Origin of the sequence: Segatella copri (genome assembly GCF_015074785.1) — a bacterium.
In the GTDB taxonomy this organism is placed as follows: domain Bacteria; phylum Bacteroidota; class Bacteroidia; order Bacteroidales; family Bacteroidaceae; genus Prevotella.
The window spans coordinates 670,907-687,766 of record NZ_CP042464.1; the positions used below are offsets into that span (position 1 = coordinate 670,907).

General features: G+C 46.2%; 14 protein-coding genes. 7 read left to right on the forward strand and 7 right to left on the reverse strand.

From position 1 onward, the window contains the following. Window positions 1-33 precede the first annotated feature (33 nt). Complete coding sequence (locus FO447_RS02830; protein ID WP_118201048.1) at window positions 34-2,253, reverse strand: RelA/SpoT family protein; 2,220 nt, start codon at window positions 2,251-2,253, stop codon at window positions 34-36. A gap of 269 nt (window positions 2,254-2,522) precedes the next feature. Then, window positions 2,523-2,753 (reverse strand): hypothetical protein, encoded by a 231-nt coding sequence (locus FO447_RS02835; RefSeq protein ID WP_200757551.1) that lies wholly within the window; start codon window positions 2,751-2,753, stop codon window positions 2,523-2,525. A 174-nt stretch (window positions 2,754-2,927) separates the two neighbouring features. On the opposite strand from FO447_RS02835, the gene FO447_RS02840 reads away from it, so the two are divergent. Next, complete coding sequence (locus tag FO447_RS02840; RefSeq protein WP_200757553.1) at window positions 2,928-4,511, forward strand: DUF4301 family protein; 1,584 nt, start codon at window positions 2,928-2,930, stop codon at window positions 4,509-4,511. A 674-nt stretch (window positions 4,512-5,185) separates the two neighbouring features. Here FO447_RS02840 and FO447_RS02845 read toward each other — a convergent pair. Then, window positions 5,186-6,217 carry an asparaginase gene (locus FO447_RS02845; protein WP_117692810.1) on the reverse strand — a complete coding sequence of 344 codons (1,032 nt, stop codon included), beginning with the start codon at window positions 6,215-6,217 and terminating at the stop codon, window positions 5,186-5,188. A gap of 285 nt (window positions 6,218-6,502) precedes the next feature. Between FO447_RS02845 and thrS the strand changes: the two genes are divergently transcribed. The 6 genes from thrS to FO447_RS02875 all read left to right on the forward strand — a co-directional run bounded on the left by thrS (window position 6,503) and on the right by FO447_RS02875 (window position 10,778). Further along, the gene (thrS, locus tag FO447_RS02850; RefSeq protein ID WP_117692812.1) at window positions 6,503-8,455 is read left to right on the forward strand and encodes a threonine--tRNA ligase; all 1,953 of its coding nucleotides are present in this window, start codon (window positions 6,503-6,505) and stop codon (window positions 8,453-8,455) included. Window positions 8,456-8,599: 144 nt separating this feature from the next. Then, a complete protein-coding gene (gene infC / locus FO447_RS02855; protein ID WP_117692814.1) occupies window positions 8,600-9,286 on the forward strand; it encodes a translation initiation factor IF-3 in 687 nt (228 codons plus the stop codon). A 78-nt stretch (window positions 9,287-9,364) separates the two neighbouring features. Then, complete coding sequence (gene rpmI / locus FO447_RS02860) at window positions 9,365-9,562, forward strand: 50S ribosomal protein L35 (protein ID WP_006846865.1); 198 nt, start codon at window positions 9,365-9,367, stop codon at window positions 9,560-9,562. A gap of 39 nt (window positions 9,563-9,601) precedes the next feature. Beyond that, a complete protein-coding gene (gene rplT / locus FO447_RS02865) occupies window positions 9,602-9,946 on the forward strand; it encodes a 50S ribosomal protein L20 (protein ID WP_006846863.1) in 345 nt (114 codons plus the stop codon). Between the two features lie 230 nt (window positions 9,947-10,176). Then, window positions 10,177-10,470, forward strand: a complete 294-nt coding sequence (locus tag FO447_RS02870) for a hypothetical protein (protein WP_118189912.1) — start codon at window positions 10,177-10,179, stop codon at window positions 10,468-10,470. Further along, window positions 10,458-10,778, forward strand: a complete 321-nt coding sequence (locus FO447_RS02875) for a hypothetical protein (RefSeq protein WP_200757555.1) — start codon at window positions 10,458-10,460, stop codon at window positions 10,776-10,778. Before FO447_RS02870 ends, FO447_RS02875 begins: the two co-directional genes overlap by 13 nt. A gap of 58 nt (window positions 10,779-10,836) precedes the next feature. On the opposite strand, the gene FO447_RS02880 is transcribed toward FO447_RS02875, so the two are convergent. The 4 genes from FO447_RS02880 to rpsA form a co-directional block, all read right to left on the reverse strand. Next, window positions 10,837-12,426 carry a calycin-like domain-containing protein gene (locus tag FO447_RS02880; RefSeq protein WP_200757563.1) on the reverse strand — a complete coding sequence of 530 codons (1,590 nt, stop codon included), beginning with the start codon at window positions 12,424-12,426 and terminating at the stop codon, window positions 10,837-10,839. Window positions 12,427-12,509: 83 nt separating this feature from the next. Further along, window positions 12,510-13,274 carry a porin family protein gene (locus FO447_RS02885; RefSeq protein ID WP_118189914.1) on the reverse strand — a complete coding sequence of 255 codons (765 nt, stop codon included), beginning with the start codon at window positions 13,272-13,274 and terminating at the stop codon, window positions 12,510-12,512. 54 nt (window positions 13,275-13,328) lie between these two features. Next, a complete protein-coding gene (locus FO447_RS02890; RefSeq protein WP_181975238.1) occupies window positions 13,329-14,489 on the reverse strand; it encodes a PCMD domain-containing protein in 1,161 nt (386 codons plus the stop codon). A gap of 364 nt (window positions 14,490-14,853) precedes the next feature. After that, entirely contained in the window at window positions 14,854-16,638 is a 1,785-nt protein-coding gene (rpsA, locus tag FO447_RS02895) for a 30S ribosomal protein S1 (RefSeq protein ID WP_117586285.1), read from the reverse strand. Window positions 16,639-16,860 lie beyond the last annotated feature (222 nt).

A 16,860-nucleotide genomic window follows, 5' to 3' on the forward strand; every position in this document is an offset into this window, starting at 1 on the left:
GGGATTTTTTTTATGTATTTATGTATTCCGGTTTTATATTCTCGTTACCTGCTTAACGCCCTTCACGGCGCTCAGTTTCTTGATGAGTGCATCGGTCTTGCCGGCATCATCAATCATTACGGTAACATTGCCAGAGAAGAGACCATCCTTGGAAGAGATGTTGATGCCTCGCATGATGAGTTTATCTTCCTTGGAAATGATGTTGGTGATGTTGCTCACAATACCGATATCGTCGTTTCCGATGATGCGTAGCGTGATGGCATACTTGGATGTTCCCTTGCCGCTCCATTTCGCCTTCACGATGCGGTAACCGAAACGGCGGCGCAGTTCCTTGGCGTTAGGACAATCCATGCGATGTACCTTGATACCCTTGCTGATGGTAACGAATCCGAAGATTGGGTCGCCGTAGATAGGGTGGCAGCAATGAGCTAGTTCGAAATCGATGCCCTTGAGGTGCTCATCGATAACCAGCACATCGTCGCTCTGCTTCATCAGTTCCTCGGTAGGATTCTCAAACTCAAAATTCTCTGCACTTTCTGCAGGCTTGTTGGTATTGGCGAGGTTCAGGTCGTGGTCGCGTTCCTCTATGTATCTCTCGATGATGCTGTTCACGTCGATTTTCTCCTCGGCTACATCCTTATAGAAGTCTGAGTTCTCCTTATATCCCATTTTCTTGATGATGCGCGCCATGATGCTCTCATCAATTTCCAGTTTCCTGTTCTTGAATCGGCGCTCCAGAAGTTCCTTGGCATAGAGGCCGTCCTTCTTCTGGGTTTCCTTCAGCGCTAGACGAATCTTGGCTTTAGCCTTGGATGTCTGCACGATGTTGAGCCATTCGCGGCGTGGCTTCTGGTTGCTCTGTGTGAGGATTTCTACCTGATCTCCCGAATGGAGTTCCTGTCGGAAGGTGACGGCTCTTCCGTTAATCTTTCCACCCACACAGGTATTGCCGATGCGGGAGTGGATATAGTAGGCAAAGTCGAGTACCGTAGCTCCCTTCTGGAAGTTCAGCAGGTCGCCCTTTGGAGTGAACACGTATACTTCGTCTTCCTTCAGATCGGTGGTAAACTGGTCCATCAGCTGCAGATCATCGTTGCTTTCCAGGGCAGCACGGATATTGGCAAGCCATTCGTCGATACCGCCTTCTCCCTGCTTGATGCCCTTGTAGCGCCAGTGGGCAGCGAGTCCGTGCTCTGCAATATCGTCCATGCGCTCGGTTCTGATCTGTACCTCTACCCATTTGTTTTCAGGACCCAGTACGGTGGTATGCAGACTTTCATAACCGTTGCTCTTAGGCACGCTGAGCCAGTCGCGCATACGCTTTGGGTTTGGCTGATACATGTCTGTGATGAGGGCAAAGGTCTGCCAGCACTGCATATACTCTTTCTCTCTTGGCGCATCGAGGATAATACGGATGGCAAAGAGATCGTATACACCCTCGAAGGCGCACTTCTGCTTTTTCATCTTCTGCCAGATGGAGTGGATACTCTTGGTGCGGCCCTTCATGTGATATTTCAGACCGGCAGCATCGAGCTTTTCCTGGATTGGCTGGATGAAGCGGGCGATATAGGCATCGCGCGAAGCTTTGGTGGCGTTCAGCTTGTCCTTTATCATATAGTAGGCATCGTGCTCGAGATACTTCAGACTGAGGTCTTCCAGTTCGCTCTTCAGCTTGTAGAGTCCCAGTTTGTGGGCGAGTGGGGCATAGAGGTAGCTTGCCTCTTCGCTTACTTCATGCTTTGCCTCTTCCTGTTTGGTATCGCGTATCTGTCTCATCACGTTCACGCGGTCGGCAATCATGATGAGGATGACGCGCATATCCTCAGAGAATGAGATAAGCAGGTTGCGGAAGTTCTCGCTCTCTATGATAGGGTTGCGCTTGTATAAATCGTGGATGCGAAGCAGACCACTGATAATGTGGGCTACGCTATCTCCGTATTTCTTCTGTATCTCTTCGATGGTCTGATAGCCATCGATGACGCTGGTCTGCATCAGGATGGCGATGATGCCATCTCGTTTCAGACCTATCTCGTTTACTGCGATTTCTGCGGTTTGCAGGGCAGCGAGTATTGGATTCATTCCGAAGACATTGCGCTTGATCTGATGGTTGATGAAGGCATGCTGTATGTCTTCACGCAGATGCTGCTCATCGCCTGGCTTGAATGTGTCGCCCACGGCGGTTCTCAGGCGCTCCAGGATTTGGAGTGTCTGTTCCTTTTCTTCGGATGTGAATTTAAAAGGTGTTTCGTTCATTGTCGTTCCCTCCCGTTGATTATATATTATTGAGTTGTTATAACTCGTCTATCCACTTTCTGCCAGATTTGGTGTAGCTCCAAATGGCTAAGCTCATACCAATAACAGCTCCTATACACATTACTAAAGCAAATCCTTCCATAATACTTATACTATATGTTATAAACTGTCTATCCACTTCTGACCTGATTTTGTGTTGAGCCAGATGGCGAAGCTGGCGCTAATTACGGCACTCAGCCCCATAAATATTGTTATTAACTCCATAATTATTATTTTTTATCGTTATACTTCATCACTCTGTTAGCACTATAGGCAAGGAAGAGTGCTGAGGCTATGCCCAGTACTAAGAAGAGGATATTGTAAATGCCAATAGTTTCGCCGGTAACCAAGGGGGAAAAACCTCCAATTCCGGTTCCACTAATGAATAAGTTTGATACTCCGTACAGATACGTTGATAGCAACGTTCTTCTGTCGTGCTCTTTTGATAATTTACTAACCATGTCGCAATATTCCATTTTAAATTTGACAAACAATGGCGATTCGGCGTTAAAAACGCCTACTTCGTTAAATTTTCAATGCAAAGGTACAAAAAAAAGCGGAAATATTTCTGATTATCAGAAAAAACTATTATCTTTGTAGCACATATAGTGTAAATTTAACATAAATATGGTATTATGAATCAGCAAGATCTAAACCAAATCTCTGCTCGCGGTATCTCCGAGCAGCAGATTGAACATCAGTTGGAACAAATCAAGAATGGTTTCCCATTCCTCAAGCTCGAGGGCGCGGCTGCCATCGGTAAGGGTATCATGGCTCCTACAGCTCAGGAAGTAGAGGACTACGAGAAGGCGTGGAACGACTACAAGGCTGAGGGTCACAAGATTGTGAAGTTCGTACCTGCTTCAGGTGCGGCAAGCCGCATGTTCAAGAACATGTTTGCATTCCTCGATGCTCCATACGATGTTCCTACTACTGACTTCGAAAAACAATTCTTCGAGAATATCAAGAAGTTTGCTTTCCGCAAGGCACTCTGCGATAAGTGCCATGTAAACAACGAGAAGGGTATCATGTGCCTTATCAAGAAGGGTGATTACAAGGCTGTTGTGGCTAATCTCCTCAAGCCAGAGGGATTGAACTACGGTCAGTTGCCTAAGGGATTGCTCCAGTTCCACGAGTATGAGGACGAGGTTCGCACCCCAATGGAGGAGCACCTGGTTGAGGCTGCGCTCTATGCAAGCAGCAACGGCGAGGCAAACGTTCATTTCACCGTTTCTCACGACCACCTGGAAATCTTCAAGCAGATGGTAGCCGAGAAGGCAGATAAGTATGCACAGCGCTACGGCATCAAGTATAACATCTCTTTCTCAGAGCAGAAGCCTAGCACCGATACCATCGCTGCCAATCCAGACAATACTCCATTCCGTAACGAGGATGGCTCTTTGCTGTTCCGTCCGGGCGGTCATGGTGCACTCATCGAGAACCTCAACGAGATTGATGCTGATGTGGTATTCATCAAGAATATTGACAATGTGGTTCCTGATCGCCTGAAGGCTGAGACTGTTACCTGGAAGCAGGTGATTGCAGGTGTATTGGTTACTCTGCAGAAACAGGCTTTCAATTATCTGAAGGTTTTGGATTCTGGTCAGTACAACCATGAGAAGCTGGAGAAGATTATACGCTTCGTTCAGCGCGATCTCTGCTGCCGCAAGGCTGATATCAAGGAGCTGGAGGATGCCGAACTGGTTATCTATCTGCGTAAGAAGTTGAACCGTCCTATGCGTGTCTGCGGTGTCGTTAAGAACGTAGGCGAGCCTGGTGGTGGTCCATTCCTTACCTATAATCAGGATGGCACTGTAAGCCTTCAGATTCTGGAGAGCTCTCAGATTGACAAGAATAACGAGGAGTATATGAAGATGTTCACCGAGGGTACTCACTTCAACCCAGTAGATCTCGTCTGCGCTACCAAGGATTACCAGGGCAATGCCTTCGATCTTCCTAAGTTCGTTGATCCATCTACCGGTTTCATCTCCAGCAAGAGTAAGAATGGTAAGGATTTGAAGGCACTCGAGTTGCCAGGTCTCTGGAATGGTGCGATGAGTGACTGGAATACAGTATTCGTAGAGGTTCCTCTCGGTACCTTCAACCCAGTGAAGACCGTGAACGATCTGCTCCGCGACCAGCATCAGGCTGTAGAGGGTGGTATCAAGCACGAGCATCATCACGAGCACGGAGAGGGCGGTTGCTGCGGTAAGCACTAATCTCCGATTCCGTATATCTCGATGGTAAGATATAAACACAATAAAGGCTCAGTTCCCGATTTTATTCGAGGATTGAGCCTTTATCATTGATCTAGTAATGTGTCAGCTAAAAATTATAAGATGTTCTGAATCAAATAAAAAATAGCCTTTTGCTTCTGTTCTGCTAAAGGAAAACTATCTGATACAAAGGATAGGAATCCTTAGCAGGAAGTTCTTAGTTGTACCAAATTTCTCCACCTAATACTGTTGGATACTCTTCAGCTTTTTCTCTTTCTACAGGAGCCGTAATTTCTACGAACTCACCATACTTCTTTACCTTGTTAATGTTCATAATTTGTAGGGTTTGTTGATTTATTAATTTATATTACGGATTGGTATCTATTAAGGATACTGATCTTTTACTTTTCTTCTACGCTGCAAAGTTACACAAAAAAATGATATGCAACAAGTTTTTTGGCTAAAAATCTGTCGATATTTAACCTTCTTTAAAGGTTTTCTGCATATTTCCTGCAATACTATTCAGTTTTAGTAGAATATTTTTGTTTGTTTCGCTAAATGACTCATAATGAGTGAGTAAATGACAGTTTGCCAATCTGTAGTTTAATCGTATACACTATCGGGAGACTGTCATTTACTTCATTGCTTCATTGTATGGATGAAGATTTCACCTTATATTATATAGAGATTTCGCCCGCCAGGGATTCAGTCAGTTTTTCTCTTACCTTTTTATTGTCTGCATATCTTCCTTGCAGATACATCATCTTGGTGACCATAGCCTCTACCGTAGAATCGTATCCGCTTATCACATGAGCGGTTTTCAACTGGAAGCCGGCTCCGTAGCGTTCCATCTCTACACTGCCCGTAAGACATTGGCTGATATTCACGATGTTTACTCCGCGATGGGCAGCCTGATCCAGAAGACGCATGATCCATGGCGTGTGAGGAGCATTGCCTGAACCGAAAGTACGCATCACGATGCCGCGGAGGTCTGGTGATTCCATCACGTGGCGCACAATGTTATCCTGGATACCCGGGAAGAGGCTGAATACGATGACGTTCTGATCGAGCTTCAGATGTGGAACCATTGGCTTTCTGTAATCCGGTGTAAGAATGTGATGGTCGTGATATTGGAAATTGATTCCTACATCGCAGAGGTGAGGGTAGTTGAATGATTCGAAAGCATGAAATCCCTCGGCATTGATCTTGATGGCACGGTTACCGCGAATTAGCTTGCCGTTGAAAAAGATGCATACCTCGGGCACCATAGGGCGTCCTTCAGCATTCTTGGCAGAAGCAATCTCTATGGCTGTCATCAGATTCTCCTTGCCGTCGGTTCGCAATTCACCGATAGGCAACTGGCTACCTGTCAATATTACAGGCTTGGTCAGATTCTCAAGCATGAAAGATAGGGCAGATGAAGTGTAAGCCATAGTATCGGTGCCATGAAGGATTACGAATCCGTCATAGTCGTTGTAGTTGTTGGATATCATGCTTACGATTTCTGCCCAGCGCATTGGATCCATGTCGCTGGAATCGATAGGTGGGTCGAATTTTCGCACATCGATTTCTGCCTGAATGAGCTTGAATTCGGGCATGGAAGAAACGAGGTGATTGAAATCAAGAGGTTCCAATACACCTGTCATCGGGTCCTTTCCCATACCGATGGTACCACCGGTATAGATGATGAGAATCTTTGGTTTTGCCATTTTCTATGTTTCTTTACATTTTGTCACGTTATCGGATGCAAAGATAATGAAAATATTTGTTTCTCCAAAACTTATTGGCTAAAAATGTATCTGGATTTTACAAAGTGTTACGAAATATTGGTAGAAAAGCAAATGAAAACTTCAATATGTCAGCATTTCCGGTCTTAAAAGCCCTTAATATAAAGAGGTATTTGCAAAGTTTAGCAAAATAAATGCATTTTTATTCGCTTGTTACAAAAAGAAATCGTACTTTTGCAGACGATTTAATAAAAATACTAAGTTGTTATGGTAAAAATCACATTCCCAGACGGATCTGTTCGTGAGTATGAACAGGGCGTAACTGGCTTACAAATCGCCGAGAGCATCTCACCGGCTCTCGCTCGCAACGTTGTATCTTGCGGTGTTAATGGTGAGACAGTAGAGTTGAACCGTCCTATCAATGAGGATGCAAATGTAGAACTCTACAAGTTTGAGGATGAGCAGGGTAAGCACACATTCTGGCATACATCTGCCCACTTGTTGGCTGAGGCTCTTCAGGAGCTTTACCCAGGCATCCAGTTCGGTTTCGGTCCAGCCGTAGAGAGTGGTTTCTTCTACGACGTGATGCCAGCCGAGGGTCAGGTGATCTCAGAGAATGATTTCGCCAAGATTGAGGCTAAGATGATGGAACTTGCCAAGAAGAACGAACCTGTGGTTCGCAAGGAGGTGGCTAAGGCTGATGCGCTCGCTGAGTTCAAGGCTGATGGTCAGACTTACAAGTGCGAGCATATTGAGCAGGACTTGGAGGATGGTACCATCACCACATATACCCAGGGCAATTTCACCGACCTTTGCCGTGGTCCTCATTTGATGAACACTGGCCTTATCAAGGCTGTGAAGATTACAAGTGTGGCTGGTGCTTTCTGGCGCGGTGATGCCAAGCGCGAGCAGATGACCCGTATCTACGGTATCAGCTTCCCAAAGAAGAAGATGCTCGACGAGTACTTGGTAATTCTCGAAGAGGCTAAGAAGCGTGACCACCGTAAGATTGGTAAGGAGATGGAACTCTTCATGTTCTCAGAGCGTGTAGGAAAGGGTCTTCCTATCTGGTTGCCAAAGGGTACACAGCTCCGTCTGCGTCTGCAGGAGTTGCTCCGTTCTCTCCTGAAGCCTTACAACTATCAGGAGGTTATCTGTCCAGGTATCGGTGGCAAGAGTCTCTATGTTACATCTGGTCACTATGCTCACTATGGCAAGGATGCATTCCAGCCTATCCAGACACCGGAGGAGGATGAGGAGTATATGCTCAAGCCAATGAACTGTCCTCACCACTGCGAGGTCTACGCTCGCAAGCCACGTTCTTACAAGGATCTTCCTTTGCGTATCGCAGAGTTCGGTACTGTATTCCGCTATGAGAAGAGCGGTGAGCTCCATGGTTTGACTCGTGTTCGTACATTTACACAGGATGATGCCCATATCTTCGTCCGTTCAGAGCAGGTGAAGTCAGAGTTCGAGAACGTAATCGACGTAATCTTGAAGGTATTCAAGATCTTCGGTTTCGAGAACTACGAGGCACAGATTTCTCTCCGCGACCCTAAGGATACAGAGAAGTATATCGGTTCTGATGAGATTTGGGAAGAGAGCGAGAATGCTATCCGCGAGGCTTGCAAGGAGAAGGGACTTGAGACTCGTGAAGAGATTGGTGAGGCTGCCTTCTATGGTCCTAAGCTCGACTTCATGGTGAAGGATGCCATCGGTCGTCGTTGGCAGTTGGGTACCATCCAGGTGGATTACAACTTGCCAGAGCGTTTCAAGCTGGAGTATACTGCCGAGGATAACTCTAAGAAGACTCCTGTGATGATTCACCGTGCACCATTCGGTTCACTGGAGCGATTCACAGCCGTTCTCATCGAGCATACAGCCGGTCACTTCCCATTGTGGTTGACTCCAGATCAGGTTGCAATTCTCCCTATCTCTGAGAAGTTCAACGACTATGCCCAGAAGGTACGTCAGTATCTTGACAAGCAGGGTGTACGTGCTCTCGTTGATGACCGTAACGAGAAGATTGGCCGCAAGATTCGTGACAACGAGTTGAAGCGTGTTCCTTACATGGTCATCGTAGGTGAGAAGGAGAGTGCCGAGGGCCTCGTTTCTATGCGTAAGCAGGGTGGTGGCGAACAGGCTACCATGAGCATGGAAGAGTTCGCTCAGCGCATCAATGCCGAGGTTGCAGAGCAATTGAAGGCCGCTGAAGAGTAAAAATGAGATATAAATCCGCAGGTTTCTTTGGAAATCTGCGGATTTTTTTAAAATAACCCACTGAAAATTTGGTGGTTTCACAAAATAATCGTAACTTTGCAGCCGTTTAATCAAAAAGACAAAAAAGAATATATCGAATAGTTAATGAAAAATGACAAAATGAAAAATCAGTACCGCGTAAACGAACAGATTCGTGCACGCGACGTGAGAGTAGTGAGTGATGGTGGAGCAGAAGTGATGCCAGCACGTAAGGCGTTGGAGTTGGCACGTCAGCAAGAGCTTGACTTGGTCGAGATATCTCCTAATGCGCAACCACCCGTTTGCCGTATAGTTGACTATTCTAAATTCCTTTACCAGCAGAAGAAGCATGCAAAGGAAATGAAGCAGAAGCAGGTAAAGGTGGAGACCAAGGAAATCCGTTTCGGACCTCAGACCGATGAGCACGACTATCAGTTCAAGCTCAAGCACGCTATGGAGTTCCTCAACGAGGGTAACAAGGTTCGTGCATACGTTTTCTTCCGTGGTCGCTCTATTCTCTTCAAGGAGCAGGGTGAGGTTCTTCTTCTCCGTTTCGCCAATGATTTGGAAGAGTACGGAAAGGTAGAGCAGATGCCAAAGCTCGAAGGTAAGAAGATGTTCCTCTACATGAGTCCTAAGAAGGCTGGTACTGCTAAGAAGAGCCAGCAGAAGATGGACCGTGAGAAGCGAGAGGCTGAAGCTAAGGCTGCTGCAGATGCAGAGCGCGCTGCTAATGCTGAGAAGAATGGCTTGCTCGCCAATGCTAAAGGCGGCGATGCCCTGAAGAAACTCGCAGAAGGAACAGAGGATTAAGAAAAAAAAGATGCGTAACGCCCTGGTATATGCGTTGCCATCGCTATAATAAATAACAATTTAAAATTAAAAGTAAAAATGCCAAAAGTAAAGACTAATTCCGGCGCAAAGAAGAGATTCCGTTTCACCGGTACAGGTAAGATTAAGCGTCATCACGCTTTTCACAGTCACATCTTGACTAAGAAGACAAAGAAGCAGAAGAGAAATCTCCTCGGCGAGACTCTCGTAGACCGTTCAAACTTGAAGCAGGTTCGCGACTTGCTCTGCCTCCGTTAATTATTAACTTTTTAGTCGAACTTTTAAAGAAAAAAAATTATGCCAAGATCAGTAAATCACGTTGCATCAAAAGCAAAAAGAACAAGAATCTTGAAGCTCACTAAGGGTTACTATGGAGCTCGCAAGAATGTATGGACAGTAGCTAAGAACACTTGGGAGAAGGGTCTTACCTACGCTTATCGCGATCGTCGTAACAAGAAGCGCACATTCCGCGCATTGTGGATCCAGCGTATCAACGCTGCTGCTCGCCTCGATGGTATGAGTTACAGCCAGTTGATGGGTGCTCTTCACAAGGCTGGTATCGAGATCAACCGTAAGGTTCTCGCTGACCTCGCTGTTAACAACCCTGAGGCTTTCAAGGCTATCGTTGCAAAGGTGAAGTAAATCCGACGCTAGGCTCTTTTCTACCGTGATTTTTTCTCGTAAGAAAGTGTTTAGCCTCTAGATTAAAGAAAACTGAAGATTGCATTGGTTGGAAGTATTTCCGCTGATGCAATCTTTTTTTATGCCCGGAAAATAGAAAATTCCTCAAGAATGATTAAATAATTCCTCAAAATCTTGCATATTATTATATTTCTTCGTATATTTGCAAGGTTCATTAAAAGCATACTATTATGAAAGAAAAAAAATATCATATAGATTTGCATGAGGGTGAGGATATGGTAGCTGAGCCTACGCCAACTCATCGTGTTTCGGTGATGGAGCATGCTGTGCCTATGCCGATGAGTGGTTTCGAGAATCATAAAGAGGTTTTAGATGAAATTCCGGAGTTGGGTAATCATTTCTCCTGGGAGAGTTTGATGGAGAGCATTGAGTATTGTAAAACCATTGCGGATGATCCAACGAAGTGGGAGCCATACGATGATTTTAAAGAACGTCTTTATCAGGATTTCCCATGGCTAAAGTAATCATTCACTCTCTTTTCGAACAGAAACTTCATGAGTATGTTGAAGAAGCTTATGAGGTTTATGGTAGAAAAACGGCTCGTAGATGGATGACGGAAATTGATAAGATCAAGAGTTTTTTGGAGGTCTTTCCAGAAGGAAGGCCGCCTTTTAATGGTGCTCCTGATTTTCCATGCCAGCTGCGAGGCGCTAATTTCATGAATAATTTTAAGTTGATTTATTATTATCTCGAAAAGATGGATGAAGTTCATTTCGTAGATATTTGGGATATGAGAAAGAACCCATCCAGCTTTTGGAAACAAGAAGAATAACTTATAAAAAGCAAAAAATCCCCAGCTATCATTCATTTGATGGCTGGGGATTTTTCATTTACTTCTTAATCATCTTCTTGGTTTCACCATTGGTGTACTTCACGATGTAAACCTGACCACTCTGCATGTCTGTAACCTGCTGACCAGCCGTGTTGTAGATAGCCTTCACGCCGTTTGGCAGGGTGAGGGTCTCAACGTTCTTGATGCCAGTGGTATAGCCCTTGAGGGTGATGGTGCGGGTTACGCAATTCTTCAGGTCGTTGGAAGTAACGGTGAAGCTTACGAAGGTATCAAAATCATCAGCGGTAATCTTCTTGGTAACGTAGGCACCAGCACCGATAGCTTCCAACTGGAAATTATTGATATCCAATTCCTTATCGTAATTCTTAATCTCCAACTCACCTGATTCATTAAACTTGCCAGTGATGTCTTCACCATCCATGGTAACCTTCTTCACGTCAGCATTATAAACCATCTCTACATCGTCCACATACAAAACGTCTGGGTTGGTCTCGCTCTTGCTGCCGCCGCTTGGCACAGCGCAGGTTGACATGGTTACGAGGGCTGCCTTAGGCATCTCATTCTTATTATCGTAGGTGAATGGGATGGTAATCTCCTGCCACTCGTCCTTGCTCTCGATAGAAGAGTTGTTGGCACGACCGATGATGTTGGCTGCATGCTTCTTGTCCTCTGGGTCCTGAGCATACTCGCCGTTGGTCAAGAGGGCGCTGATGGTAGCCTTAGGATTCTTGTTGCCGTCGCCAGCCTTGAACTTCACCCATACCTTCATGGAATCAGGTTTGTTGTTGAGCACTGCATAGAATGGATCGCCGTTGGCATCAACATCTGTTGAGCTGAAATCCAGGAATGAGCAGTTGTCCTTGCTTGATGCAGTCATGCTGCCAGCCTTCAAGCGGCCGGTGGTGATGGTACCGTTGGCAGAAGCCACAACCAATGTACCCACCTTCACTGGAGTTGAAACAATCTTTACACACTGCTTGTTGTCTTCTGCTGCGTTCTCGCGCACCTCAGAAGATGCATAGGTATGTACAGCTGCTGAAACCCTGCTTGCCATGCTGCCGGTAGAACTCATGAATGAGTGCCATCCGTTAGGCTCCTGACTCTTGGCGTCGTTGTAAGATGCCTCGTGGAATTTCTCGAAACCGGCGTTTGGCAACTGACCCATCTCATTGCAATTCTTGCCGAGTTTCACGCCGACAATCATGCCGCCAGCCAATGGAATATTGAGATAGGCGTTGAAATTGTCGCCCTTCAGTTCTCCCTTGAAGATGATGCTCACGTTGCCGAGACTTGGCCCCATCCATTCCTGTGCATTGCCTTCTGCATCTTTCTTGTCGCCAGCTGTAATCAGGATGTCCTTTGCTGCATTGAGCATGGTGACGTTGCCACACTTAGTTGCCTCTACGTCCTTGATAACGATGTTGCCCACTGGCATTATGCCGTTCATGTCAAAGTTGAGCAGACTCATGGTATATTTGCCTTCTCCCTGCTCATCTACGTTCACCTTTACGTCGCCCACTGGCATGTCCGTTCCCATCATGTTAACCACGAGAGGGCAGGTGTAGTCCTTTGCCATCATCGACATAGAGCAGAGTGCTGCTGCTACTAAAGTAAAAATTTTCTTCATAAGTTTTCCTTTCTTTTATTATGATATAATTGATTTTTCTCTCCTATACATTATTATATATAAGATATTCTGGAGCAGATTTCCTATTTCAGCTGATAGCTCAGTCCGATGGTGCCGTAGATAGGATACATCGGTTGCTCTATCACGTGGAAGTCTTTCTTGAATACTTCCGTCAAGCCCCAGGTTAAGCCCACGTAGGCACCCCAGCGCTTCGAGAAATACCAGTCGGCACCCACATCGATGCCAAACTGCCAGTTGCGCATATCGCTTGAGAAGTCGTATTCGCCACGCTCTCCGTCCTCATGACCCAGCTCAACCTTAGGTCCCGTAGGGTCGCCCTGTCGCAGATAACCGTCGTAGGCATTGCCCTCAAATTTATGTGCGGTGACATAAGAAAAGTAAGGACCCAGCTTCAGGCGAAGCTTCTCTGTGATGTCGTAAGTGGCTTGCACTGGGATGGTTGCAAGGCTTTGGTCAACCTTTGTTATCACGTTGCCCGTAAACATACCCTCCAGCTGCTCACCACCTTTCACCATAGTCATGTGGTAGTTTTTCACACCCGCATCAATCTTCATACCCTTGCCCTCGAAGTGGAGGCCGAACATCAGGCCCCACTTGTTGTCCAGGGGATAATGGGCATCGATGCCGAGCAGCAGGTTAGGCTGTAGTGTATAGCTGTGCAGGGTGCGGATGGTGGCTGGCATGCCGATAGGGGCTGTGCCACCTAGATTGTAGCCTATGCGCGCCTGATAGGTGAAATTGTGGAGCAGTTCTCCCAACTTCTGTCCCCGTGCCTGAATGGCAAAGAGGGATAGGGCAGCGGCTGATATGATGAATGACTTTTTCATTATCTTGTCTTTTTTTGTAAATCTTCGTCTTGTCTTCTTTTTTTGTAGATCTTCTTATTCTTTTTCGCAGGTGATGCGGAATTTGTCAACCCACAGGGTGCTTCCGATGGCTCCCATGAACGAGGCGCCTTCTACGCTCGATGAACTGACGATGGCCATGCTGTAGCCCATGTTCTTCAGCTTCTGTGCATCCACCTCCTTCTTGTAGATGAAGTCGATGTCGAAGTGGGTCCACTCTGGTGTGTCGTCGATATCAGGCACGATGGCGAGTGCCACTACCTGTGGACTGGTCTGCACGTTGTCGCCATAGAGCACGACGCTGTTGCCCTCCTCGTCGTGGTTGTCGTAGAACACGGCATAGATGGTGCCGTAGTCTTTCTTGCCTTCCACCACCTTCTTCTGGCGGTTGGTGAACACATCGCCACGCTTGTATTTGTAGTAGCCGCTGAATCTGGTAGGCTTGAAACTTACCGGCACGCCAAACTGGGTAGCCTTCATGGCATCCTTCAGTGCCTGTGTGGCATCGAACTTACCGATAAAGAGGTTGCCGGCAGCAATAGGCATCTTGGCCATCGAACCGAAGCTTCCGGTGTCGCAGGTGGTGAGTTTCACGCAGGCGCCGTCGTAGCCTTCTTTCACGGGCACGGTAGGGTATTCATCCGGTTTTGCCGAACCCTTGCTCATGTTGAAGCCCGGGTTTCCGGTGGCCCAGTTGTTGGCGAGCGTACCATCATCGTTCTTGTCGCTCCATACATAATATCTGTGTATAGGCTTGTTTTCGTTGAGGAAGTAGTTTTCAAAATCGTACTTCATCTCTTCGTAGATGATGGGTGGGAAGGTGAATCTCACTTTATATTGGCGTTTCCAGCTGCCGTCTTCTGATGTTACGGTATAGATGACCGGACCGTTGGTGAAGTCCTGTTCTGAACCGTTGGCAGGTGATAGGGTAGCGCCAGGAGTGAGGTTGAACTTCGGAGCGAAGTGGCTGAGGTCGGTGCCACGTTTCACGAGGAAGCTGATTTCCTGATCTGTTGACATCACGTTCTTGAGCGTATCAGTGGCGTTGAGGAAACAGTTTTCCCACTGTCCGTTGGTAGCAACGAAAGCCTGCTCGATGTCGCATTCGGCATTGAGCGGTTCTTCCTTAAAGCAGGAGGAGAGGGTAGTGATACAACTCATTGATAGAGCGGCTACTATAAATCTAGACTGTTTCATATCTTGAACTTTTATTCCTTTTGTAATCTGGAGAATCGCTTCTCTTTCTTTTCAGATAATTCTTGAGAGAATGATTTCTCTAGCTTATATAAATTATTGCTTTATCGGTTGCAAAGATAAACAGAAAACTTGAAACTACCAAATGTTTTTGTGTTTTTCGACATGTTTTGCTAGAAAAATGCCATGAATTAGCGGTTTTAGAACATGAATTAATGGAGTAGAGTTACTGGAGTTGGTAGGTATCACTTGATAGTTTTTTTTAAAAAACACATAATAAAAAAGGGGACTGAAATCTCATTACTGAAATTTCAGTCCCCTGAATGTTATTTAGCTAATGAATAGCAAAAGCCTGATCTGTTTAAGATTAAGCCTTGCCCTCCATCTGAGCCTTCAACTTAGCGAGTGCATCGATATCACCGAGTGATGTGCTAGCAGCAACGTTGTTGATCATAGCTGTCTCGTTGTTGTTCTTGCGACCGCCGTTTGCACGCTTGTGAGCTGGCTTAGCAACTGGCTCGTTACCCTCCTCGAATGTACGAGAGTGAGAGAGGATGATGCGCTTTGTCTCCTTAACGAACTCGATAACCTTGAAGTCGAGAGTCTCGCCCTTCTTAGCCATTGCGCCGTCCTCCTTAGTGAGGTGCTTAGGAGTAGCGAAACCTTCACCACCCTCAGCGAGAGCTACAACAGCACCCTTGTCCATCAACTCAGTGATAGTACCCTGGTGAACAGAACCTGGAGTGTAGATTGCCTCATACTCATCCCATGGGTTCTTCTCCAACTGCTTGTGGCCGAGGCTCAAGCGACGGTTCTCCTTATCGATTTCGAGAACTACTACATCGATAGAAGCGCCTACAGAAGTGAACTCAGATGGGTGCTTAACCTTCTTAGTCCAAGAGAGGTCAGAGATGTGGATCAAACCATCAACACCTTCCTCGAGCTCTACGAAGATACCGAAGTTAGTGAAGTTGCGAACCTTAGCTGTGTGCTTGCTGCCAACAGGATACTTAGCCTCGATAGCCTCCCATGGATCTTCCTTGAGCTGCTTGATACCAAGGCTCATCTTGCGCTCAGCGCGGTCGAGAGTCAGGATAACTGCCTCTACCTCGTCACCTACCTTCATGAAGTCCTGAGCAGAACGCAAGTGCTGGCTCCAAGACATCTCAGATACGTGGATCAAGCCCTCTACACCTGGAGCAATCTCAACGAATGCACCGTAGTCAGCCATAACCACTACCTTACCCTTCACGTGATCACCTACCTTGAGGTTCTCATCGAGAGCATCCCATGGATGTGGAGTGAGCTGCTTCAAACCGAGAGCGATACGCTTCTTCTCCTCATCGAAGTCGAGGATAACAACGTTGATCTTCTGGTCGAGAGATACAACCTCGTGTGGATCGCTTACGCGGCCCCAAGAGAGGTCTGTGATGTGGATCAAACCGTCAACACCGCCGAGGTCAACGAATACACCGTAAGTAGTGATGTTCTTAACGGTACCCTCGAGGATCTGACCCTTCTCGAGTTTGCCGATGATCTCCTTACGCTGCTGCTCGAGCTCCTGCTCGATGAGAGCCTTGTGAGATACAACGACATTGCGGAACTCCTGGTTGATCTTTACAACCTTGAACTCCATTGTCTTGCCTACGAATACGTCGTAGTCGCGTATAGGGTGAACGTCGATCTGGCTTCCTGGCAAGAAAGCTTCGATACCGAAAACGTCAACGATCATACCGCCCTTAGTGCGGCACTTGATGTAACCCTGGATAACTTCCTCGTTCTCGAGAGCTGCATTAACACGCTCCCAAGACTTGCTGAGGCGAGCCTTCTTGTGAGAGAGTACCAACTGACCCTTTACGTCCTCCTGGTTCTCTACATAAACCTCAACCTTGTCGCCTACCTTGAGGTCTGGGTTGTAACGGAATTCAGAAGCAGGGATAATACCATCGCTCTTGTAACCGATGTTTACGATAACCTCTTTCTTGTCTACAGAGATTACTGTACCCTCTACAACCTGGTGTTCTGTTACCTTGTTAAGAGTTTCGTCATAGGCCTTCTCGAGGTCTGTTTTGCTGACGTTTGCGCTTGTGCCATTCTCAAACTCATCCCAATTGAAGTCGTCCAATGGCTTTACGTTCTTTAAATCTGACATAAAAAATAATTAAAAAATTAAAATTAATAAAGTTTGACTTTATGTGAATTGTATAAATCGGGCGCAAAATTACTCATTTTCTTTGAGTTACAGGTATTTACTCTTGAATTTCTTCTTTTTGTTAGTAATATTTAACTAAAATCACAGTTTTTGGAGGGTTCCTTCGGGGAAATACATTATATATATATGCATAACCTTTCAATATTTTGATAACTTCCTCCT